The sequence below is a fragment of the Roseospira navarrensis genome (assembly GCF_009601025.1).
GTDB classification, from domain to species: domain Bacteria; phylum Pseudomonadota; class Alphaproteobacteria; order Rhodospirillales; family Rhodospirillaceae; genus Rhodospira; species Rhodospira navarrensis.
On the sequence record NZ_WIVE01000050.1, the window covers coordinates 1 to 21581 of the forward strand.

Annotated in this window: 12 protein-coding genes; all 12 read right to left on the reverse strand. The window is 72.9% G+C overall.

Annotated features, from left to right (window positions below):
• Positions 1–483, reverse strand: a 483-nt coding sequence (locus GHC57_RS14030) for a hypothetical protein (protein WP_211369203.1), incomplete at its 3' end; no start/stop codon positions are given.
• 6 nt (positions 484–489) lie between these two features.
• Positions 490–1038 (reverse strand): GNAT family N-acetyltransferase, encoded by a 549-nt coding sequence (locus tag GHC57_RS14035; protein WP_153345326.1) that lies wholly within the window; start codon positions 1036–1038, stop codon positions 490–492.
• Entirely contained in the window at positions 1031–4807 is a 3777-nt protein-coding gene (locus GHC57_RS14040) for a DUF6519 domain-containing protein (protein WP_153345328.1), read from the reverse strand. The genes GHC57_RS14035 and GHC57_RS14040 overlap by 8 nt, the downstream gene beginning before the upstream one ends.
• Positions 4804–8511, reverse strand: a complete 3708-nt coding sequence (locus tag GHC57_RS14045; protein WP_153345330.1) for a hypothetical protein — start codon at positions 8509–8511, stop codon at positions 4804–4806. The genes GHC57_RS14040 and GHC57_RS14045 overlap by 4 nt, the downstream gene beginning before the upstream one ends.
• On the reverse strand, positions 8508–9647 hold the full coding sequence (locus tag GHC57_RS14050; RefSeq protein ID WP_153345332.1) for a hypothetical protein: 1140 nt from the start codon (positions 9645–9647) through the stop codon (positions 8508–8510). Before GHC57_RS14050 ends, GHC57_RS14045 begins: the two co-directional genes overlap by 4 nt.
• Positions 9644–13381, reverse strand: a complete 3738-nt coding sequence (locus tag GHC57_RS14055) for a hypothetical protein (RefSeq protein ID WP_153345334.1) — start codon at positions 13379–13381, stop codon at positions 9644–9646. Before GHC57_RS14055 ends, GHC57_RS14050 begins: the two co-directional genes overlap by 4 nt.
• Positions 13378–15999 carry a baseplate J/gp47 family protein gene (locus GHC57_RS14060; protein ID WP_153345336.1) on the reverse strand — a complete coding sequence of 874 codons (2622 nt, stop codon included), beginning with the start codon at positions 15997–15999 and terminating at the stop codon, positions 13378–13380. Before GHC57_RS14060 ends, GHC57_RS14055 begins: the two co-directional genes overlap by 4 nt.
• Positions 15999–18569, reverse strand: a complete 2571-nt coding sequence (locus GHC57_RS14065) for a baseplate J/gp47 family protein (RefSeq protein ID WP_153345338.1) — start codon at positions 18567–18569, stop codon at positions 15999–16001. The genes GHC57_RS14060 and GHC57_RS14065 overlap by 1 nt, the downstream gene beginning before the upstream one ends.
• 592 nt (positions 18570–19161) lie before the next feature.
• Positions 19162–19545, reverse strand: a complete 384-nt coding sequence (locus GHC57_RS14070; RefSeq protein ID WP_153345340.1) for a GPW/gp25 family protein — start codon at positions 19543–19545, stop codon at positions 19162–19164.
• A complete protein-coding gene (locus GHC57_RS14075; RefSeq protein ID WP_153345342.1) occupies positions 19545–20084 on the reverse strand; it encodes a phage baseplate assembly protein V in 540 nt (179 codons plus the stop codon). The genes GHC57_RS14070 and GHC57_RS14075 overlap by 1 nt, the downstream gene beginning before the upstream one ends.
• Positions 20081–21220 (reverse strand): hypothetical protein, encoded by a 1140-nt coding sequence (locus GHC57_RS14080; RefSeq protein ID WP_153345344.1) that lies wholly within the window; start codon positions 21218–21220, stop codon positions 20081–20083. Before GHC57_RS14080 ends, GHC57_RS14075 begins: the two co-directional genes overlap by 4 nt.
• A 33-nt stretch (positions 21221–21253) precedes the next feature.
• A complete protein-coding gene (locus GHC57_RS14085) occupies positions 21254–21541 on the reverse strand; it encodes a hypothetical protein (RefSeq protein ID WP_153345346.1) in 288 nt (95 codons plus the stop codon).
• Positions 21542–21581 lie beyond the last annotated feature (40 nt).

Consider the following 21581-nt stretch of genomic DNA (forward strand, 5'->3'; position numbering starts at 1 on the left):
GCTCGGTGCAGCTTCCTCTTGTTCCGGGCGTCGGTGCGGGGGGGTCGGTGCTTCTTCCTCTTCCTCCTGGCGCTGGAGCGGGGCGGTTTGCGCGGCCTCCTCCTCTTCCTCGCGCTGGAGCGGGGCGGTTTGCGCGGCCTCCTCCTCTTCCTCCTGGCGCTGGAGAGGGGCGGTCTGGGCGGCCTCCTCCTCTTCCTCGCGCTGGAGCGGGGCCGCCGCGCCGCCCCCGCCCTCCGGCGCGTGGCGCAGATCGCGCGGCAGCGGCCCCATGCCCATGACCGTGTCGGCCACGCTGTCCGCCTCGCGCTCAAAGGCGTCGTCGGGCGCATTGACCGTCAGCTTGGCCTGCAGGAAGGCCGAGACCGCATCACGCCGCGCCGGCGCGGGCGCTCTCACCGGGGCCGGGCGCGCCGCCGGGGCCGCCGGTCCCTTTCGGGGGGCGATGCGGGCGGGCCGGGCCTTGGGTGTCGCGCGCGCGGCCATCGTCGGTCACCCTCCCGCTCTGGCGCGAAACGGCCGGGTCAGCGCCAGCGCGTAGTCCGTGAAGCGCTGGGTTGCGCGGATCTTCCGCCAGCCGCCCCGGGCCATGAAGCGGTGCATGGTGGCGTTGTCGGCGGCCACCCGGGCGACCGCCGTGCCGCTGCCGTAGTGGGCCGCCGACAACTTCTCGCAGAACCGGGGCAGCAGGCCGCGTCCCCGGTGCGACGGGATCAGGTAGGCGGCGCAGATCCACATGACGGGCTCGCGCCCCTGGCCGGTGTTGAACGCAGTCGCCCGCGCGGCGAGGTATCCGACCCGGCGCCCCTCTTCCGTCAGGATGAAGGATCGCACCCGTGTGGTGCGCGGACCGGGCAGCCCCAGTTGCGCCGTCCAGGCCTGCACCCACGGCAGGTCCTCGGCCCCCATGGTCCGGAAGCCCAACGCCTCGGCGGCAGCGGCAGCCGTCGGCGGCGGGGCCTGACACGGCCGCCGGGCGCGCGGGCGGGGCCGCGGGTCGCGCAGCAGCCGGGTTTCCGAGGTGGAGACGGTCCTAACCATCGTCCGAAGGCCTCTGCATCAGCATGCCCACGATGTTGAAGGGCTGCTCGCTGCCCACGGTCAGCCCCAGGCAGTGGGACGCGAAGGTGTTGAACAGTTCGTTGGCAGTGGCCCGGGCGGTGGCCTGCGACACCAGCGTGCCGCCGCTGGTTTCCTCCGCCGGGGTCAGCCAGACGAGGTTGTTGCGGTCCACGCGCTGGCCGGGCAGCGCGCTGGGCGGGTCGGACGAGTTCGGCGTGAAGGTGTTCACCGTCGAGACGAACCCCAGGTGCGTGCTCACGTTGTCGGTGGCCGATGCCAGAAGCCCGCCCAGGGTCAGGTGGGACAGCAGGGCGTCGTTCACGCCCTCCGCGATCCGGTTGCGGCTGACCGAAGCCGTGGCCCCCACCACCACCACATGGGCGGACATGCGCGGCTGGCGGGCGAACACGGTGTCGCCGCTCTTCTTGGTGCCGGGGTCCTCCACGTTCATCGAGAACTGGTTGGCGGTGCAGGTCACGTCGTCCTGGGAGCAGATCGCCGCCGAGAACCCGGCCCCCAGGTTGGTGCCCACCTCGGACGGCTCGACCCACCGCAGGGTCACGTGGTTGCGGGTGAACAGGACGCGCCCGCCCTGGCCGAGGCGCGGTTCCGCGCCCGCCGGGTCGGCGGTGCGCTGGAGATACTCCTCGGTCCGCGCCGGCATCAGCCAGCGGTCGGACGACGGCTCGCCGGCCTGCAGATCCGCGGCCTCGGCCGGGGCGCCCATGTTGGTGATGGCCACACAGGCGGCCTGCCCCGGCTCCTGCGAGGTGGCGTTGCTGCCCTGCGAGAGCAGATGGTTGCCCACCACCGCGACGGGGCCGGTGGCGCGCGCCATCAGGGCCGGGCCGTTGGGGTGGTCCACGGCGTTGGCGAGCACCCGGAGCGAATGACCCAGCGGATCGGCCTGATCCTGGGTCGCATGGTTGGAGGCCACACCGGCCAGCGAGACGAAAATCCCCGCCTGCGTGGGATCGCCCACCGGGATCGAGGCGGACTGGCGCAGCCCGTTGTTCCGGATCCGGTTGCCCTCGATCAGGATGCCGTCGCCGTACAGGATGGAGATGCCGGCCACCGGGTTGGGATCGCCGGTGCCGTTGTCTCGGATGTCGTTGTCGCGGACGGTGATCCCCTCGCCCTCCACCAGCATGATCGCCGCGTCCTTGATCTCGCTGACCGTGAATTTGCCGAACAGGTCGTGCCCGCCCGTCTCCAGCTTCTTGGTCTTGGAAGTCGGGGAGCGGTCGCGCAGCCGGGTGGACTGGTCCACGCAGCCGATGATCCGGTTGCGGGCGATGGTGATGCGGTCGGTGGTGATCATCTCGCCCGCGCCCTCGTCCTCCTCCAGCGGCATCAGGGTCAGGACGGAAATGCCGTTGGCGGCCATGTCCTCGATGCGGTTGTCCAGGATGTGGATGTCGGCAAGATCGCCCGCCGACCGGGGGTCGTAGCGGGTTTCGGCCACCGCCACCGGCTGGACCAGCACGCCCACCGGCGCGCAGGGGTCCTGCGGGTTCATCAGGCCGGTGCCCGCGCCGAAGGTGGTGGTGCTGGTGCTGACGGTGGTCTCGGCGTCCCAGAGCAGGCTGCCCAGGGTGACACCGTGGCCGGTGCCGCCGACGATGGTGTTGCGCCGCAGGGTGACCCGCTGGGAACCGCCGCCGATCTGCACCCCGCACCAGGCGGCGGACCCGCCGGTGTCGGGCAGGCTCTCCACCCGGCAGCCCACCATCAGGATCTCCTCGCCCCGCAGCACCACGCCGGAATCGTCGCTCAGCGAGCCGTCCATGGAGACCGCGCAGGCCCGCACCGTCACGTCCCGGGCGCGGCGGATGTCGATCCCGCTGCGGGTCTGGCCGCCCACCGCCGCGCGCTGGTCGGCGGTGATGGTCAGGCCCTCCAGGCGGATCGTGTCGGAGGCGATGCCGCCGGTCTCGTCCTCCGCGTTGACCCGCACACCCACCTGACCGGCCGTCTCCAGCGCCAGATCGCGCAGGGTGACCCGCGACCCCGTCACATGCACCAGCCCATCGGCCACATCGTCGCCCGCCGGGGTGACGATCACGCTGTCCGCGCCGCAGCCCTCCAGGGTGATGCCGTCGCCTTCGATGACCACCGCTTCCGTGTAGCGGCCCGGCAGCAGGCAGACGCGCCCACCCCCGGCGGGCAGGTTGTCGATGGCGGCCTGGATCGAGGCATAGTCCCCGAAAGAGGTCACCCCGTCGCCCACGCTGTGGGTGCAGCAGCCGTCCCGGTCCACCAGCGGCGTGAAGCGCAGGCGGCAGTCCGCGACGGACTCCACGATCTCGGCGTTGTTGGGCTCGCCCGGGCCGGGCGGGCGGAAGGTCACCAGCGACAACGGCGCGAACAGGCGGCGCGGCCCGTGCGGCGCCACCCCGCCCACCTGCGTCAGGTCCCAGGGCACCACCGTGCGCGGGGTGTCGGGGCGGACGGTGACGATCCAGTGGTCCCCGGGGATGCCAGTGCCGGAGAAGGTGGGGCTCAGCCCCATGCGGTTCAGCAGGGTGTGCGGCCCGGCCACATCCAGCAGCACCGGGTCCGCCGCGCTGTCCAGGCGGTGCCAGAAACGGACGTAGAGGTACCGCCCGTCCGGGTCGGCGTCGTTGGGCAGGTGGGCGCGGTGGGGGTGGCTCGCGTCCCACTGCCGCGTCAGCGCGGCCAGCGCGGGGGCGTCGGCGGCGTCGAAGGCGATGGTGTTGGTATCCGGATCATACCCGCGCGCGACCCGCAGGAACGCGCCTGGCGTGTCCGCCACCTTCTGCCCGTTGTCCAGCAGCGCCCCCCAGGGCATGACCTCGGCCACCGTGTTGCGCAGCGGCCAGCGGGCCTCGTCGCGGGGCTCGGTCAGCATCTCCAGCGGCAGCAGGCCATTCGCCACCGGCCCCGGCCGCACGCGGTGGATCGGCCCGGCGTTGTCGAGGGCGAAGACGTAGCGGTCGGGGGCCGCCATCATGATGCGGACGGCCTGGTTGTCCGCCCCCAGATACCGGCCCAGGTTGTCCGGCGAGCACGGCGCGCAGGGGTCCTGCGAAGCCCCCGGCACGAACGTGACGCGCAGCCGCGCCGACGACGCCAATTCCGTCCCGGCGGCGTTGAAGGTGCCGCCGGTGTCGGCCTCGATGCCGTCGCGCACGGTGGCCCAGGCGGCGGCGCAGTCGTCGCCGACCGTGGCTTCCGTGACGGTCACGCGGGCCATGCGGCGCACCCGGGTTGAGGTGTCGGCCCCGCCCAGGGCGACCTCGCGGAATTCCTCGTCCTCGATGGAGGAGACCCACTGCTCCCAGGCCGACAGGTAGAGGAACTGGGCGTGGGTGTCGCCCGGGTCCGCGAGCGGCGCGGAATCCGGCCCCATCTGAAGGGCCTCCGCCTGCAGCGCGACCACGCCGCCCAGACCCCCCGCGTCCGCCGGATGGGCGAAGCGCTGGCCCTCGACGTACAGCGCCCCCGGGCGCAGGCGGTACCCAAGCACCTGCACCGGGGCCGCGCCGTTGTAGGACACGGGCTGCGGGATGACCGCATCCCCGATCGCCAGATCCAGCGCGAAGCCGTCGTCCGGGCTGCCGGTCGGGCCGATCAGGTCGCGCAGCACGCGGCGGCGGTCCTCGTCGTCCAGGGCCGCGCCCTCGTTCCAGTCCGCATCGGTAACCACGCGGCCCTGCTGCTGCATGACCTCGACGTAGTTCTTGCGCGGCTGCAAGAGCAGGCGGGACAGATCGCTCGCGTTCATGGGAACAGCCTCCGCGCGGGGACCGCTATGGCCTCCAGGGATGTCAGCCCCCCGATGGTGGGGGAGGCCTGGCCGAAGACCTCGGCCAGGGTGACCCGGAGCGCGGGCGCCAGCCGCTCGCGTTCCAGATCGCAGCGGCGGTCCTGCAGGCGGGCCAGGGTCAGGTTGTCTTCAGCGGCGAAGAAGGCCGCGACGTCGGTGTTGTCGCCGCCGAACACGACGGGGCAGTGGGTCAGCACGCAATCGCTCCCCAGGGTCATCATGGGGGCCGTGGCGACCAGCGACACCGGCCCGGCCTCGATGGTCTCGGCGATGCGATTGCCGGCGACGGTCAGCACCGCCGCCATGGCGAAACAATGGGTGAGCAGCGATCCGCGCGGCAGGGTGGCGGCCATCTGGTTGCCCTCCACCACCGCACTGCCGCTGGACTGGATCACGACCGGCATCAGGTCGGCCGTGTCGAGACCAAGGGGCAGGCGGGTGGTCATCCGGTTGTCGGCGACGGTCAGGCCGCCGGTCTCACCCACCGTCTGGGCGCGGCCCGGCAGGTACGCCGCCGAGCCGGACGGCTGGATCCAGCGCTCCGGGGAGGGCTCGCCGGGGGGCAGGTCCACGGCCTCGGCCACGCGGGCGGCGTGCTGGATGACGGCCGTGACCATGCCGAAGGGGCCGGTGCCAACGACGCGGGGCACAGCCTCCAGCGCGTTGCCACAGACGGCGCAGGGGCCGCCCGCCAGCATGGACAGGGCCGGGCCGTGGGCCGAGGAGACGCCGTTGCCCTCGATCCGGACCCCATGCAGGGGCGGGTCCTGGCCGAGCCGGGCCAGCATGTCCGCCCCGTGGGCGAGGCTGAGGACGATGCCGCCGCTCAGGTCCATGTCTTGCGGGCCGGTGGCGTCCTCGGCCGGAGCGGTCAGGGTGATGCGGGTGCGGTCGATGACCAGATCCGCGCCGAAGGCGACGAACAGGCCGCAGCGCGGGCCGGAGTCCGCGTCCCGGGCCGGGCCGGCGATGCGGACGTTTCGCACGGTCAGGCGCCGCGCCTCGGACAAGACCACGCCGCCGCGCGTGCGGTCCGGGTCGGGCGCGCCGGGACCGGCCGCGTTGTCCGTCAGGGCACAGTCCCGCACCTCCAGATGCTCCACGGCGAAGGTGGTGCGGCGCATGCACAGCGGGGCGGCGCGGGCCTCCTCGGCGTGGATGACCTCGGGGGCGGGCGATCCGATGCCGCTGCCCCGACAGCCGGAGACGGTGCAATCGGCGATCAGCACATCGCCGATCACCGGGTCGGGTTCGGGATGATAGCGCCGGGTGGTGTTGCCCTCGGTCACGTCCACCGGACCCAGCCGGCCGGTGGGCGCGGGCGATCCGTCGTCCAACATCTGGCCGAAGCCAGCGCCGGGGTCCGTCAGTTCGGACCCGTCGGTGGCGCGCCAGCGCGCGCTGCCCAGGGTGATCCCGTGCCCGCTCCAGCCGGACACGCGGCCGCCCCGGATCTCCACCCCGTGCGAGTCGCCCATGACCTGGATGCCGCCCCAGGCCGGCGTGATGTCCCCCACCTCGCCCGGGGCGGCGCTTTCCACCGCGCAGGCCTCCACCAGGACATCCCCGGCGGTGCGCAGCACCAGCGCGGCATGGGGCGAGCGGCCGGGCAGCATCATGATATGGCAGCGGACGAGGCGGGCGTGCGCCACATCCAGGGCGCGGACGGCGCTGGGGGTCTCCGCGCCCTCCGTCGCGGCGGTGGCCACGTCCACCCGGTCCAGCGTGACCCCGCGCCCGGTCAGGGCGATGCCCGCCTGTCCCACCGCGCGCACGGTCAGGGACCTGAGCACGAGCCGGTCCGCACCGCCCTCGGCGGGGCCGTCCAGGGTCACCAGCGCATCGGCGGTCGATCCCTCGGGCGAGAGAAGAACCGTGTCCGCGCCGCAGCCCTCGATCACCACATGGTCGCGGCCGGACACCCGCACCGCGCCAACGTAGGTGCCTTCGCGGATGCAGATGCGCCCACCCGCCGCCGGCAGCGCGTCAATGGCGGCCTGCACGGTGGTGAAGCGGGCGAAGGCGCCCTGGCTGACCACATGGGTGCAGCAGCCTCGGTTGGTGATCGCGGGCAGGCTCGGGCGGCAGGTCCGCACCGAAACCACCTCGTGCACGATGCCGAACAGCGAGGACCACTCCACCAGCGCCAGCGGGGCGACCGCCTCGCGCGGGCCGTCGGGCGGCAGGCCCTCCGGCCGGGTCAGGCCCCACGGCAGGATCAGGTCCCGCGCGGCGGTGCGCAGGGTGGCGCGCCAAAAGTCGCCGCGCCGGCCGGTGCCGCTGAAGGTGGGCACCACGCCCGTGCGCCCCAGCGGCCGGCCGGTGTTCAGGGGCAGGGCCACGGGGTCGTCCGGTCGTTTCACATGCCAGAAGCGCAGATACACGAACCCGACTGTCGAGCCGTCCTCGGCCGTGCCCGGGTTCAGCTCGGCGGCGTGCGGGTGGGCCGGGTCCCATTGCAGGGCGACGATCTCGCCGCCCGGCGGCTCGCCGGTCTTCACGGCCGCCTGGGCGGCCTTTTCCGGCGCGCTCTTGCCGCCCTTGCCGCCCTTGCCGGATGGGGACAGGCCCAGCGCGTCCAGCCCGGACGCATCGATGCGGGCGTGGAAGCTGCGATCCCCGGCCGTGTAAGGCGCGTCCACGGTCGCCAGCACACCCACCCGCGCGGCCAGCTTTTCGTTGGAGACACGCTCGCCCACGGTCTTGCCGCCGGCCGGCTGCCCGTTCTCCAGCAGCACCGACCAGGGCAGCACCTCCACGACCTGATTGAGCACCGGCTCGTGGGCCGAGTCCTTGGGCGGCGTCAGCATCTCCACCCGCGCCCCGCCCGCGCCGTCGAACACCAGCCGGGCGCGGTACAGCGGCGCGGCGGAGTCGAAAGCCCACACATAGCTGTCCGCCGTGGCCAGCATGATGCGGATCGTCTGGTCCTCGCTGCCCAGATAGCGACCGCGCAGCGCGGGTTCGCAGCCCGGGCAGTCCCCGGCCGGACCGCCGACGAACCCCAGCCGCAGGCGGGCATTGGACTGCAAAACCCCGGTGCGCGGGTCGTAGGTGACGGACGCCCCGTCGCCCAGATCCTCCAGCACCTCGGCGAAGGCGGCCTCGCAGTCGGCGGCCTCCACGGTGCGCACCTCCACCCGGCGCATGCGGCGCAGGCGCACGCCGCCGTCCGCCCCGTGCAGGGCCGGCTCCAGCAGTTCCGAATCCTCGACGGCGGTAACCGGCTGCTCCCATGCCCGCAGGATGGAGAGCTGATACTGCGTGCCCACCTGGGCCAGCGGCGCGGCGTCCGGGCCGATCTGCAGGAACTCGCGCTGGAAGACGGTGCTCTCGGCCTCGTGCTGGTCCAGGCGCCAGCCGTTCAGGTGCATCACGCCGGGCCGGATGGGGTAGTCGAGCACAGAGGCCAGCACCGCCCCGCCGAAGGCCACCAGCTTCGACGTGACCGTCTGACCCGGCGTCAGGTCGGGCAGGAAGCCGTCATCCGGGCTGCCGTGACGCCCGGTCACATCCAGCCAGGCGGCGCGGCTGTCGTCGGCGCGCCCGCGCAGGCCCTCGTTGGTGTCGGAGTCCAGCAGGGTCCGCGCCTGTTGCAGGCGCGCCCCCACATAGCCCTGGGGGGCGGGATCCAGCAGGCGGGTGACGTCCTGCACGCTCATGGGCGGGCCTCCTCCAGGATGGCCGCCAGCAGCAGCGCGGTCTCGGGCATGGTGTCGGCATCGGCGTCCCAGGCGCGCTCGACGGTGAACCGCAGCGGCTCGCCGGGCTTCAGGCCCTCAAGGTCCACGGCCAGTTCGTGCAGGCCGTCGGCGCGGCCCGGGTCGATCGCCAGCGGGCGCCCGCCAAGGTCCTTCTGGGGCAGCAGGCCCTCGCGCATGCCCAGGCTGGGCGCCGTGTAGCGCACCCGGATCGCCGCCGTGTTGCGCCCGTCGCGGGGGCTGCCGTCCACGCCGAACAGCAGCCGCAGGCGGGTGGTCTCCGCCTGCGCCACGGCGCGGAACGACGGCCGCAGGAAGCGCCCGGGGAACGAGACGCAGAGGTTCCGGATCTGGCCTGCCATCGCCGTTCCCGGCTCGGTCATGCCGAAGATCACCAGCGGCGTCTGCGGCTCGAATTCGCCATAGCCGAAGCGGCGGCGGTCCTCCTGGGAGACCACGCCGCTCAGGCTGCCGAGGGTCGTGCCGCCGTCGTCGGGGTCGAAATTGTCCTGTGGCACCGGCGGCCCGACCAGTTCCGCATCCATGCCGAAGCCGTGCCACACCCGGTCGAGGCTCGGTTCCGCCGAGGCCTTGGCGAGCGGAAACGGCACCCCGCCGTCCAGGGTGCGCCAGTGCCAGCGGTCGGACCAGCAGCCGCGCATGCCCCGGGCGCGGCCCTGGGGCGGGGCGACCATGAACATCACCTCGAAGCCGCCGGCCCGGATCTCCTGGGCCCCCTGGTCGATGCGGAACAGGCCGTGGGCCGCGCCCCGGTCCAGCTTGGACTCCAGTCGCCCCATGCGCCGCCAGAACGAGGGCGTGGCGCCCTCCGGCCGGAACCGCAGCACGCCGTGACGGGCATCGTGCGACCACAGGCCGTCCCCCTCCGACGCCAGCTCCCACCCCTGGTCGGAGGGCAGCGGCCGCCCCGGCCAGCGCGCGTCGTACTCCAGCACCAGATCGCATCTGTCGAAGGGGATGGCCGGGAAGGTCGGCCCCCGGGGCGTGCGGCCCACGGAGTCGGGGCGCCAGTCGGCCTCGCGCCAATATGCGGGAGCGCCGCCCAGGTCGGCGTCGCGGGGTCCGAGAACGATCACGGGCTGGGTCCTCCCGACGGCAGAAGGCTGGCGGAGACGAGGCGCAGGGTCCCGCGCAGGTCGTCCTCGGGGTGGGCGGCGGGCCGCTCGACGACCATCACCAGGGCGCGGCCGGCGGCGATGCCGGACAGCGGCAGGTCCAGGACGGCGGCGGCCCCGTCCCGGGGGGCGGAGACGCCGCCTTCGACCACGCGGGGCGGCGGGCTCCCCACGGGGGTTGCGGGGTCGTCGCCGTAGCGCACGACGAAATGGGCGCGAGCATCCCGGGCCGGGGTGTCGGCCAGGAACACCAGCCGCAGCACGGGCTCTTTCGACGGGGCCACGCCGCGCAGGCGCGCCCGGATGAACCGTCCGGGTGAGGAAACCACCAGATTGCGCAGCGACGCCCGCCCGCCCAGGCGGCGGTTGAACAGCCCGAAGGCGGCGGTCAGGCGCGGCGGGCCGTCCACCGGGCGGCCGCGGCCGAAGCGGCTGAGCGGGCTGTGGTCCACCACGCCGGCGACACTCATCAGCGCCCGGTCGGCGGGGATGTCGGCCTGCAGGGATACCGCCGTCCAGGCCCAGCGCTGGGTGCCCGCCGGGGCCTCCGTGGTGGGGCGGATGCGGGGCGCGCCGTCCTCGCCGATGTAATGGAACGCAAGGCGGCCCCGCCTCTCCCGCCAGCCCGCGCGCAGGCCCGGGCCGCCCCTCTGGGGGTCGGTGACGGCCACACGGACTTCGAAGAATTCGGGCGTCCGGCCCTCGCCCGGGCCCTCGCTGCCGCCGGGCGCCACCAGGGCATAGGCGTGGACCTGCTCGGGTGCGCCACCCTCCAGGGGCGCCCCGGCCGAGAAGAAGGCCGGGTTGGCGTTGGTCGGGGCATCCAGGTCCAGCGCGCCGCCCTCCAGGCGGAAGCGGGATTGCGCCGGGCCGGTGGGTGTCCAGCCCTGGTCCTCGGGGCGGGAGCCGCGCCGGGCGTCGTAGTCGATCAGGGTGTCCACGCGGTCGAACGGGATCCCCGGCCGGACGGGCGCGGAACCGGGCGCCCCGGCCGCGTCGTCGGGCCGCCAGTCCACGCCGGCCCAGAACGCGGGCGCGCCGTCCAGGTCCACGTTGAGCAGCGACAGGTCCACCGCCCCCACGATGACCGGCGTGGGGCCGTCATCGTCGCCGTTGTCGTCATCATCGTCGTCATCCGGGTCGTCATCCGGGTCGTCATCCGGGTCGTCATCCGGGTCGTCGTCCGGATCGTCAATCGGTGGGTCATCCTCGCAGCGCGTCGGCAGCGGCGGCGGCGGCGGTGGCGGCGGCTCGGGGATCAGCGGCCCCGGCTGCGGCGGCGCGGGCGGCGTGACGACGGGCGGTTCGAGCGAGACCGCATCGGGCTCGAACAGGCGGCTGACCAGCGGGTGATCGGCGAACAGGTACTGGGCGAGCTGCCCGACCGGGCCGAACTCGTCCACCTTGGCGCGCACGCTGTCCAGGCGGATGGGCGTCAGCAGGTGCGAGAACACGCCCATCTCGGAGCCGGTCTCGGCCCCGGTCCGCAGCGCCTCGGCCGGGCCGGCGAGCCTCGCATAGAGCAGATCCCCGAACACGCGCGACTGGAAGAAGGCGGGCGGGATCGGTCCCACGTAGTCGCGGAAGCGGGGCGGCAGGCGGCGGTCCGGATGGTCGCGGGTGGCGCTGAAGCGGAAACAGCCGGCCTGGGTGTCGGTCACCTGGACCACCCCGTCCACGATGCTGTCCGAGGCCGCCAGCCGCATCGCCCGGACGTGGCCGAAGACGGTCGCCTCCTCCAGCGTCACCCGGCCGAAGGGATTGGCGATGGCCAGTCGGTCGGCGGTCCGGCCGGCATCCACGATGGAGCGGCAGACGATGATCTCGTCCACCACCGAGGGATCGCCGGGCGTGCCGGGCTCGACCAGGATGGGGCCGGTGATGGCGTTGCGGATCACGAGTGTCCGGACCCGCGCCCGCACCCGCAGGCGCAGCGGCGGAATGTCCGTGCCGTCCGCCCGGGGGCCGCCCGGGTCCAGGGTGGCGAAGCGGATCTCCACCCGGTCGTAATCGAAGGTCTCGGGCGTGGCCCCGGGGACATCCTCAAGCGTCAGGTCCACCGGCGCGCCGGGGGGCAGGCCGCCCGGGTCCTGGGCCGCGTACCAGCCGCCGTCGATGGTCAGCACCATGTCGGTGGCGGTCGGCAGGATGGTGGGATCGGCCGGGCCGCCATCCCCGGACAGGCGCACGAACGGCCGCCGCTGCGGCCCCGCCGCCAGCACGGCCCCGATGTCCAGCGGCTGGGCGGCGCTCAGGGTCAGATCATAGGTGCGGTTGTCCGCGATCAGCAGGCCGTCGCCCTGAAGCACCCCGCCATCAGGAACCGTGCCCGCGCTGGCCGTGCGCGCGGGCGGAGTTTCCGGCGCCGGGCGGGGATAGGGGCCCGCGCCCACCTCCGCCGAGAACCCATAGTAATAGCGCGACACCAGCGGATCGAAATCGGCCGGATCATCATGGGGCACGCTGGCGAACAGGCCACGCTCCGGATAGACGATGACCTCGGCCAGACCGCCCGCCGGCGTGGGATGACAGCGCGGATCGGCCAGATTGGCGGCCGAGACGCGCACCCGGGGCACGTCCGCCCCGCCGGCCGCGATCTCCACCGAGCGCGGGTAGAGCTGTGCCTTGCCGGTGTCGGACTCCAGCGCCCGCGCCACAAGCTCACCGTACCAGTCCGGCGGCGGATCGGCGATGGCCGCGCCCAGGTCCACCAGCCGCCGGCGCATCGCACTTTCGCTGGCGAAAGTCAGCCCGCGCGCCAGCGCCAGCGCGGTCGCATCGGTGGGCAGCGGCGGGTTGGGCAGGTCCTCCAGCGCCAGGATATCCGATGCCTCGATGACATAGCGCGCATGGCCGAGCAGGCGGCAGCGCATGGGCTGGGTGATCCGCCATTCGCGCGGGTCCACGCTGACCGGCGCTTCGCGGGTCAGGGGGGCCTTGTCGTCGTCCTCGCCGTCGCCCTCGCCGCTCAGATAGAGCGGGATCGCCCGCCCGGACGGGTCCAGGGTGTAGGTGCGCAGGAAGCCCACGCCGTTCGGGTCGGTCAACGGGACCGGATCGACCCCGGTCATCTCGAACGCGCGGATGGGGAACAGGTGGAAATTCAGCTTGCGCACCCCGAAGCGCCCGGTGCGCCCGCGCAGGCGCCGCGTGTCGAGGGTGTGGAAGAACTCGCCGAACGGCCCTTCGTGGATGGTGGCGCCCACGGGGCGGCGCAGGTCCGCCGTGCCGCCCGTCATGGTCCCGGTGAAGGCGCCGGTCTTCGTCGGCGGGCCATCCAGGCGGTGGCGGGCGCGGGCCAGTTGCCGGAAGCCCTCCTCCAGCACCACGTCCCAGCCCGACAGCGCCCGGGCGAGGGTATCGAGCAGGTCGGGCGTGCCCCGGCGGCGGCGGAAGCGCACCGTGTTGCCCACATCCACCCGGCGCGCCCGGCGGTCCTGCACCGAGACCAGCCGCGTCCCCACCAGATCGCCGATGTAGGGCACGGCCCAGTCGTCGCAGGTTTCGATATGCTGGTCTTCCCACAGCCGGTCGATGGAGCGGCGCACATCGGCCGCGTCCTCGCCGATCAGCGCGATCAGCGCCCGGAACGCGCCGGTGGTGTCGGCGTTGCGATAGACCTCCGGCACCAGCCGCCAGAGCTTTTCGGTGTAATAGGCCGCATAGCCGTCGCGGGCGGTGGGCGCGTCGCTCATGGCTCGCCTCCCTTGGCGGGGGTGGGCGGCAGGTCGGTGGCGGCGACGCCGGTCACGGTGATGGCATCGGTCCCGGTGAAGTCCAGGTAGCGGCCGGAGGGGATGCAGGTTCCGCCCGAGCCCCCGGGATTGACGCCGGGTTCGTCGGTGGTGATGGCCAGCGAGTCCACCGAGATCACGCCGTCCACGTCGGCGGCGGCCGCGAACAGGGTGCTGGTCCAGACCATGCCGCCGATGACCGCCCGGGCCGGGTCGAGCACACCCGCCGCCAGCGCGTCATGCACCGCCGTCGCCACATCCGCCGGCACCCGGGCGGGGTCCACCGCCACGCTCATGGTCAGGGTGGCGGTGATGGGCTCGGCCTGGGTCACGGCGATGGGCACGGTCGGGTCGGCCTGCGCCGTCAGGCTCTCCACCAGGGTGCTTTCGTCGGTGCTGCCGATGTAGTGCACCACCACGCCCGCCTGCCCCTGGTCCGCGATCCAGAGCCACTGCGCGGTCGCGGTGGTCACCCCCGGGGCGTCCAGGGCCAGCGCCTCGAAGTCCGCCGCCGAGACCGCCCGGCCCAGCAGCAGGGCGGTGCGCGGCGCGGAGGTGCGCAGGCTCTCCGGGCCGTCGGGGTCCTTGCCTGGGGTGGCGGCGACCGGCGAGCGCACCGACCGCAGTCCCTTCAGCGAGGCGGCCAACTGGCGGATGTGGTTGGCGGGCGGGGCCGCCGCCCCCGCGCCGAAGCGGTAGTCCGCCACCACGTTTTCCACGCCCGAGGGCAGCCGCGCGCCCCGTGTGCCGTCGCCGAAGATCACGAAGGTGTTCTGCTGGTCGTCGTGGCGGACGATGTAGACCCGGTCCTTGGGGCCGCAGCCGTAGAAGCCGCTCACCGGGGTCCAGGCGATGCCGTCCACGCGCACGGTCAGGGTGGACGAGACGGTGTCCCCGGTGCCGGTGACCGTGCCGGGCAGGTAGGTCAGCGGCTTCTTGCGCAGCTTGAAGCGCTGGTTGGCCACGCGCGGGCTGCCGCTGCCCAGCACCTCGCCGGTGACGCTCTGGCCGCGCGTGGTGTCCAGGACGTTGCCGTGGATCGTGAGCGGCAGACGCAGGGTGTCGGCCGTGATCTGGTCGCGCGACAGCGCCTGGAAGCGGGCCGTCCCGTCCGTCGCCACCGTCAGGCGGCCATCCACCAGGGCCCCGTGGGCCTCGGCGTCGGTCATGAGAAACCGCCGTTCCAGCACCCGGTCGCTGCCGGTGGCCTGGATGCCGAAGCCCGAACCCGCCTCGGCGTCATCCAGGGGCAGGGTCACCGCCCCGCCGATGGGCACGCCCTCGATCGCGCTCACCTCGTCGGCGGTCACGGTGGTGCGGCAGACGTTGGTGGGCGACCCGCCCGCGACGAAACCGTGATGGAAGGTCACCGTCGCCGGGTCCAGGAACGAGGCCGGCAGGGCCGGTTCCAGCCGCAGTTCGGTGGCCGCCACCTGGGGCGAGGGGATGACGTTGGCCGGGTTCGCGTCCGTCGGGGCCGGGGTGGGCGGAATGCTGGAGACGGTCACCGCCGCCGCCTTGACCTCCGCGATGCGGACGTGACGGAAGGTGGGCTCCGCGCCCTCCAGATCACGCGCGACAATGACGGACTCGCCGGCGCGGAACCCGGTCGGCGGCCCATCCAGGTACAGGCGGGTCTGGGACCCGTCGTTGTCCAGCGCGGGCGGCGTGCCCTTGGCGTCGTCCACCGGGGCGTTGACGGTGGCGACCGCGACCCGGGTCGGGCGGCGCGCGCGCAGGGTGGACAGGTCCACATCGGGCGCGATGACGATGGGCGGGTCCAGCGACACGCGGGTGTAGCTCTTGCCGTCGCTGCCGGCGAAGGGCTCGGTGGCGGTGACCAGGGCGGCCTGGGGCTCGAAGTCCGACCCGGCAACGCGGGACTCGATCAGGCCCGGCTCGCCCGCCGTCAGGCCGAAGCCGCCGGGCAGGAACAGCACCCGGTTGACGCGGTGGTCCTCGCCGCCGCCCTTGCCGCCACCCGCCTTGCCGCTCTTGTCCCCGGCCTCGGCCGCGCCGGTGTCGCCCACGAAGAACGAGTCGTCCACCGTCGGCCGCCGCCGGAACGGGGCCACCGTCCAGGCGTTCAGCAGCGGATGCACCAGGGTCTCGGCCGTGGTCTCGAACACCTGCGGCGGGTGACCGTCGAACCCGCGCGAGCGCACGGCGGTGCCCTTGGGCACGGTCACCGCGACACTGCCGTCCGCCAGCGCGGCCAGCGCCGCCGTGCCCGCCAGCCCGGCCGTGGGCGTGTGACCCAGCAGCGCCACCAGCCGGCGCAGCGCGGGGCGGCGCACCGCCGTGCCCAGATAGCTCTCGTTGGCGATGCGCTCGTCGTAGAAGCCGAGCACATCGGCCACATAGGCCCACATCTCCAGCGTCATGGAGCCGAAGTCGTCGCTGTAGGGCCGCCAGGACGACAGGGCCGCGCGCGCGGATGCCGCCTCGGGGTCCGCCAGCCGCTCCAACAGGCGCTGGCGCACCTCTGGGAAGCCGGCGATCTGGCGCGGGATCACCGCCAGCCCGGCGGGCAGGGTCTCCAGCGGATGGGGAGTGCGGTCGTCGCAGCAGCCCGCCATTACGCCCCTCCCACCATGGTGAGCCGCAGGGACCCGCGCTCGGGATGCCGGCGCGTGTTCTCCAGACGGATGAGTTCATCGTCCGCCACATCGAAGGCGAAGTCCTCGAACGGCGCGAAGTCGGTCTCGCCGTGAACGCGGATCTCCATGCCCGTGACGGCCTCCACCCCTTCCACCGCGACAATCGCGGCCTCCAGCGCGGGGCGGCGCAGCGGGGTGCCGAAGGTGAAGGCGTCGGGCGCGAAGAAGCCGGTCGCCCCGGTGCGGGCATCGCCGAACAGGGCGGCGAGAAGGCGCGGCTCCACGTGTCCCCGGAACACAGTGCGGGACAGGCAGACAGTTATTCTCAAATCCAGGTTCACATAGCGGGGCGGCACCACGATCACGGGGCGGCCGGCCTGCCGCCGGTTGTCGAGCAGGGTCTGGACCTCGGCGCGGACATCCTCGGTCAGCATCGCCGCGCCGGCGGGGTCCACGGCCGTGGTGGCCGCCAACCACGCGCCCGTCCAGCGGAAGCGCCCCTGGGCGCGCTGCACGCTGGCCAGGGTCTCGGCCTGGGTGCCGTAGTCCTCGGGCCGGACCGCGAACAGCACCGAGGCGCGGTAGGCATCGGGCGCGGTCTGGCGGATCTCCTCGGCGGTTTCCGGGTCGCGGCCGTCGGTGACGGGGAACGGGTTGGTCACCGCGTCCACCAGCCCGACCAGATCGCCCACGTGCGGCGGCTGCTGGTTCGGGATCGAGAGGCCGTTGACCGCCCCGGCGGGCAGGTTGGCGCGCCGCCCCGCCCCCAGGCGGTAGTCCACATGGAACAGCGCATCCCGCACCGGCAGGCGGCCGAACAGGCCGTCCCCGAAGCGCACCGTATAGCCCGCGCCGGTCGCATAGTCGCGGTGGACCAGTTCGCCGTCGGGTGTCCAGATGCCCAGGATGCGCCGCCAGGTGCCGTCCTCCAGCGTCACCACCTGATCGTCGGGTCCGCACAGGAGAAGGGAGCGCTGAACGTCCCACGGATCGTCCGGCTGGCCGTCCTCGGTGACGATCAGTTCGGGCTCGGTCGCGCGCAGATCGCCCGTCAGATCGGCGAAGGCCAGCCCCCGCGTGTCGGTGTCCGGCAGGCTGAGCAGGTAGACGGGCGGGCGGCTGGCATCCTCCGCATCGCCCTCATCGCAGGGGTCGCGGCGGGTCAGCAGAGAGGGGTCCGCGTCGGAATAGAGCGGCCCGGCCCGCTCCACGGCGGGCCGCACATCCGGCCCGTCGTTCTCCTGCAGGGGGCCGAGGCGGAAGGACTGACGGCGCGTCTCCCCGGCGGTGGCGGGCAGCAGGTTGCCGGACAGATCCAGGTCCGCCAGCGGGATCGGGATCGTCACCGCGTCCTCGTCCGCCCAGCGGATGCGGGCCAGGGCGATCCCCACCAGCGGATCCGAGGTCAAGTCCACATCCACCACCCGCACGGCCCGAAGGCGCTCCGGCTCCGCCACGTCGGCGGCGCGGTCGCGCAGCAGCAGCAGGCGGCCGTCCGCCCAGGTGGCGGCATCGGCCACGGTGAACACCTCCCCGCCCGGGTTGTCCGGGTCGGCCGGATCGTTGCGCACATAAACTTCGGTCGCCCCCGGCATCAGGCAGGCGCCGTCGTCATCGAAGGCGTAGGGCGTGATGAGCCCCGCGTTCCAGCGGCTGTCGATGGCGTAGGACACGCCGTCGAGCACCGCGTCCCGCAGCCGGGCGCCGATCTCGAACGCGATCGGGTCCTGACCGTCCGGCAGCGCCCAGACGGCGGCCCCCGCCGGCACCACGGACGACCCGGCAACGGCCGTCAGTTCCAGCAGGGTGGTGGCCTGCCGGCCGTCGTGGATCTCGTGGTCCACCAGCCGGGCCTTGCGGCGCAGCGAGCGGCGCTCCGTCGCCGTCTCCAGGTACGCCTCGCGGTTCATGCGGTCCTGGAAGTAGGACAACTCGTCGCCCAGCGCCGCCAGGATCTCCAGCGGCACCATGCCCACATCGGCCTCGGTCGGGGTCTGCCAGTTCGGGTAGCGCTGCGCGGTGAAGTCCAGCAGGGCATTGCGCAGGCTGACGAAGTCCCGCGCCAGATAGTCCACCTCCACATCGTCCAGACCCGGCGGCGGACAGGGCTGGGTGTCCTCGGCGCAGTCCAGATCGTCGTCGCAGCCCACCTTGAACGAGAACCGCACGCCGTTGAAGCCGGGATCCACGCGGGCGTCGTCGATGGTCAGGCGGTAGTCCGCGAAGGCGCCCGGCTCGCGGACCACCACCTCCAGCACCCGGTGGGCGGTCAGCGGATCGTCGCGCCAGACCAGCCGGGCGGGGTCCGGGTCCAGGGGCACGTCGGGCCCCGTGCCGTCCGCCGCGTGGATGCGGAGATCCGCCGGGGTCAGCGGGTCGGGCGGCGCGCCGGTGGGCTCGAACGGGGTCGCCAGGTCCCGGGGATCGGTGTGGAAATAGACCCACAGCACCCGCTGGTCGCAGGTGTCCACCACCTTCACGAAGGCGATCCCCGTGAAGTCGGCCGCGCGGCTGCGCAGCAGGGACAGGCGATCCGCGCTGGTGGTCATGCGGACCGCCTCCTCGTCTTATGGGGGATCGCAGAGAAGCAGAGGGCGTTCCGGGCAGAAACCGGGACACTACGTTTGACCGGACGTTTGCCCGGGAGGACGCCGTCTCGGTGCCGTACGCCGGGACCCCTCCCCCCATCGGGGGGAGGCTGGGAGGGGGGCGATTGATCCTTCGCGGCCGCCGTCGTGTCCGCGTCAACCCCACCCCACCCCTCCCCTGTCCAGGGGAGGGCGTCCGACCTGTGCCCGCCTCGGTGGTCGGGCGTCGTCCCCCAGCACCCCGGGACACCCCAGATGACAGCGGTCACCGGGCAGGGCAACGGGTTCAGGTTAACATGGCGGCATGGTCCGCGCTGTCGGAGCGGGTCTCTCGAGATCCCTCGTCTCGCTTCGCTCACTCGGGATGACCCATTAAATTTATAGGGTGTCATCCTGAAGCCGCGAAGCGGCTGAAGGACCTCGAGCGCAAGTCTCCAACCCGCTGCAAAGACCTGAGAGAGCGATCCCGTTAACCTGAGCCCGTCGCCCTGGGTCACCGGGAGTGCGGTGGGGCTCCGGACCGCCCTTGTGAGCATGATGGAACCCGCCGCGCTCATGCCGTGACCTCCAGGTTGATGACTTCGCGCTCGCCCCGGGCCTTGATGGTGTAGACCACCGTCACGTCCAGGCGGCCGTCATCGAAGGCGGTCTTCACGTCGTTGACGGTGAGGATCCCGGACAGCCAGGTGTCCAGGCTCTGGAACACGGCGGCCTGGAGCAGGGTCGCGGTTTCCGGACTGCTGGGGGCGAACAGCGCCCGGCGCAGCCCCGCGCCGAAGTCGGGCCGGTTGACCCGCTCCCCGGGCGCGGTCAGCAGCACCTGCCGGATCAACTGCCCCACATAGGCGGGGTAGTCCGTCTCGCGCTGGAAGCGGCCGGTGGTCCCCTCCAGGGCCGGGGGATGGCGGAAGCCTTCGAAGAACGGCGTGGTGGCCATCACAGCACCTCCAGGTTGCCGTCGTTGACCTTGAACGAGGCCGCCGTCAGCGCGGTGTTGCGTCCGCCCGAGGCCTCCTGATGGACCGCCGCGCCGTGGATGACCACCTTGTCGCTGGTCAGGGTGATGGACGTGCCGCTGTCGTTCTCGATCAGGATTTCGCCCGTGGTGTCGTCGATGCGGATGGTCGCCTTGCGGGTGCGCAGGAACTTGACGTCCGGGGTGGCGTCGGCGGCATCGATGTCGCCCGCGCCCCAGAAGCAGCCGGTCCAGATGGGATAGGACGGATCGCCGGCCTCGAACTCGATCCAGACCCCGGTGCCCGTCTCCGGCATGGTGTACAGGCCCAGCCCGCTGCCGGCGTAGGGCACGCAGGGCAGCGCCCAGACCGGCGCTTCGCCCAGCACCTGCGGCACCACGATCTGCAACCGCCCCTTCTGCAACGGGTCCTGGTTGTCCACGACCTGCCCCTTGTACTTGCCGAAGAACTCGCGTTGCGCCTGCCCCATGGGCTGGGCCGTGCCGGCCGGTCCCGTCATGATGCCGCCCCCGCCGCGTTGCGCAGCATTTCCAGCCGCATCTTGTGGCCCGAGGGATCGATGGTGTGGGTGACCGAGGACAGCACATAGTCCCCGCTGTTCAGGCTGCCCGCGCCGGCCACGGTGACGATCTGGTGCGCGGCCAGGACACCGTTCAGCGCCTGCACGCTGGTTTCGGCGGTGGCCTTGATGCTGTAGGCGGCATCGTTCAGGGCCGCCTGATTGCGCAGGTGCGCCTCCTGGGCGTTGCCGGCGCTGACGACCCGGCGCACGCGCGCCTGGGTGGGCGGCGGGTCGGCCCCCAGGGGCGGGTCGGAGGGCTCGGGCACCTCGGTTTCGTCCACCTCCGGACTGTCGGCCCCCACGCGCTGCACGAGGCCGGACTGGTTGGGGGCCTCGGCGTTGCTGGCAACCTCGAAGCTGGCTAGGTTGGAGCAGCCATCGCCCGCGTTCAGGGTCAGGGTGGGCGCCTTGGTGGGCGCCAGCTTGATCGGCGGCGCGAACCCCAGCGGGTTGGACGCCGGGCGCGGCGGCGACGGCTTGAAGTGGGCGGTCTCGACGATCTCGAACCCGGTCAGGCCCGTGGAGGCGGTCCAGTCCAGCCAGAACCGCGAGCCGGTGCGCCCGGCCAGCTTGTCCACGAACGCAAGGTCGGACTCGGTCTGGTTGAGGGTGTTGGTGTCCTCGTCATAGTCGATGGGGGTGTTCACGATGTCCGGCTCGAAGCCGTAGGTCCCCAGGATCCCCGAGACGATGTCCGACGCCGAGCCGGAGTGCGCGCGGTTGTGCGGTTTCCGGTCCATGACCGCGCGGCGGTCGGTCAGCTTCAGTTCCAGATAGGACCCGGGACCGCCCTCGGTCAGGTTGGCCTGCCGCTCGGTGATGACCCCGTGCAGGATCACGTGTTGCGTCCCGCCCAGCACGGCGATGACGCTGATCTCGGTGTCCGGCTGGCGCGGGGTCAGGCGGGCATCGTTGACCAGACTCATGTCCGCGCCGCAGATGTCCACGGCGAAGCGCACGCGCCCGGTGGTCGGCCCCTCCATGGTCTGGGTGACCTCGATCTCCGACACCTCGGCCGACAGGGCGTTGTCGGGCGCCTTGTTGACGGCGATCTGGTAGCGGATGTCCGGCATGGGGCTCCGGCCCTCCTGTGGTCACGGGCGGTGTCAGCGGGTTACGGGCGGAATGCGCAGGCGTTCCACCTCCTCCAGCGCGTCCGGCAGGACCGCGCCGTTGGCCTCGGCGATGCGCCAGAACCCGAACGGATCCTGCACCAGCGCCGCCGCCAGATGGTCCAGCCGCTGGCCCTGTTTGGGCAGGTAGTCGCCCACCGAGGCCGTGACCGGCGGTTCCGGCATGGGCAGCGCCATCACGGTGCGACCCCGGCGGTCGGTGACCGCGTAGGGCTCCAGCGGCGGGTCCACGTAGCGGCTCTTGGGGTCGAACACGGCCATGCAGGAGACTCCCAGATTTACTTGCGGCGGCCACGGACTC

Coding starts and splice junctions, on each gene's coding strand:
- GHC57_RS14080 (WP_153345344.1), bottom strand. CDS start 21,220: ATGCCGGACATCCGCTACCAGATCGCCGTCAACAAGGCGCCCGACAAC.
- GHC57_RS14070 (WP_153345340.1), bottom strand. CDS start 19,545: ATGGCCACCACGCCGTTCTTCGAAGGCTTCCGCCATCCCCCGGCCCTG.
- GHC57_RS14065 (WP_153345338.1), bottom strand. CDS start 18,569: ATGACCACCAGCGCGGATCGCCTGTCCCTGCTGCGCAGCCGCGCGGCC.
- GHC57_RS14035 (WP_153345326.1), bottom strand. CDS start 1,038: ATGGTTAGGACCGTCTCCACCTCGGAAACCCGGCTGCTGCGCGACCCG.
- GHC57_RS14045 (WP_153345330.1), bottom strand. CDS start 8,511: ATGAGCGTGCAGGACGTCACCCGCCTGCTGGATCCCGCCCCCCAGGGC.
- GHC57_RS14040 (WP_153345328.1), bottom strand. CDS start 4,807: ATGAACGCGAGCGATCTGTCCCGCCTGCTCTTGCAGCCGCGCAAGAAC.
- GHC57_RS14085 (WP_153345346.1), bottom strand. CDS start 21,541: ATGGCCGTGTTCGACCCCAAGAGCCGCTACGTGGACCCGCCGCTGGAG.
- GHC57_RS14055 (WP_153345334.1), bottom strand. CDS start 13,381: ATGAGCGACGCGCCCACCGCCCGCGACGGCTATGCGGCCTATTACACC.
- GHC57_RS14075 (WP_153345342.1), bottom strand. CDS start 20,084: ATGACGGGACCGGCCGGCACGGCCCAGCCCATGGGGCAGGCGCAACGC.
- GHC57_RS14060 (WP_153345336.1), bottom strand. CDS start 15,999: ATGGCGGGCTGCTGCGACGACCGCACTCCCCATCCGCTGGAGACCCTG.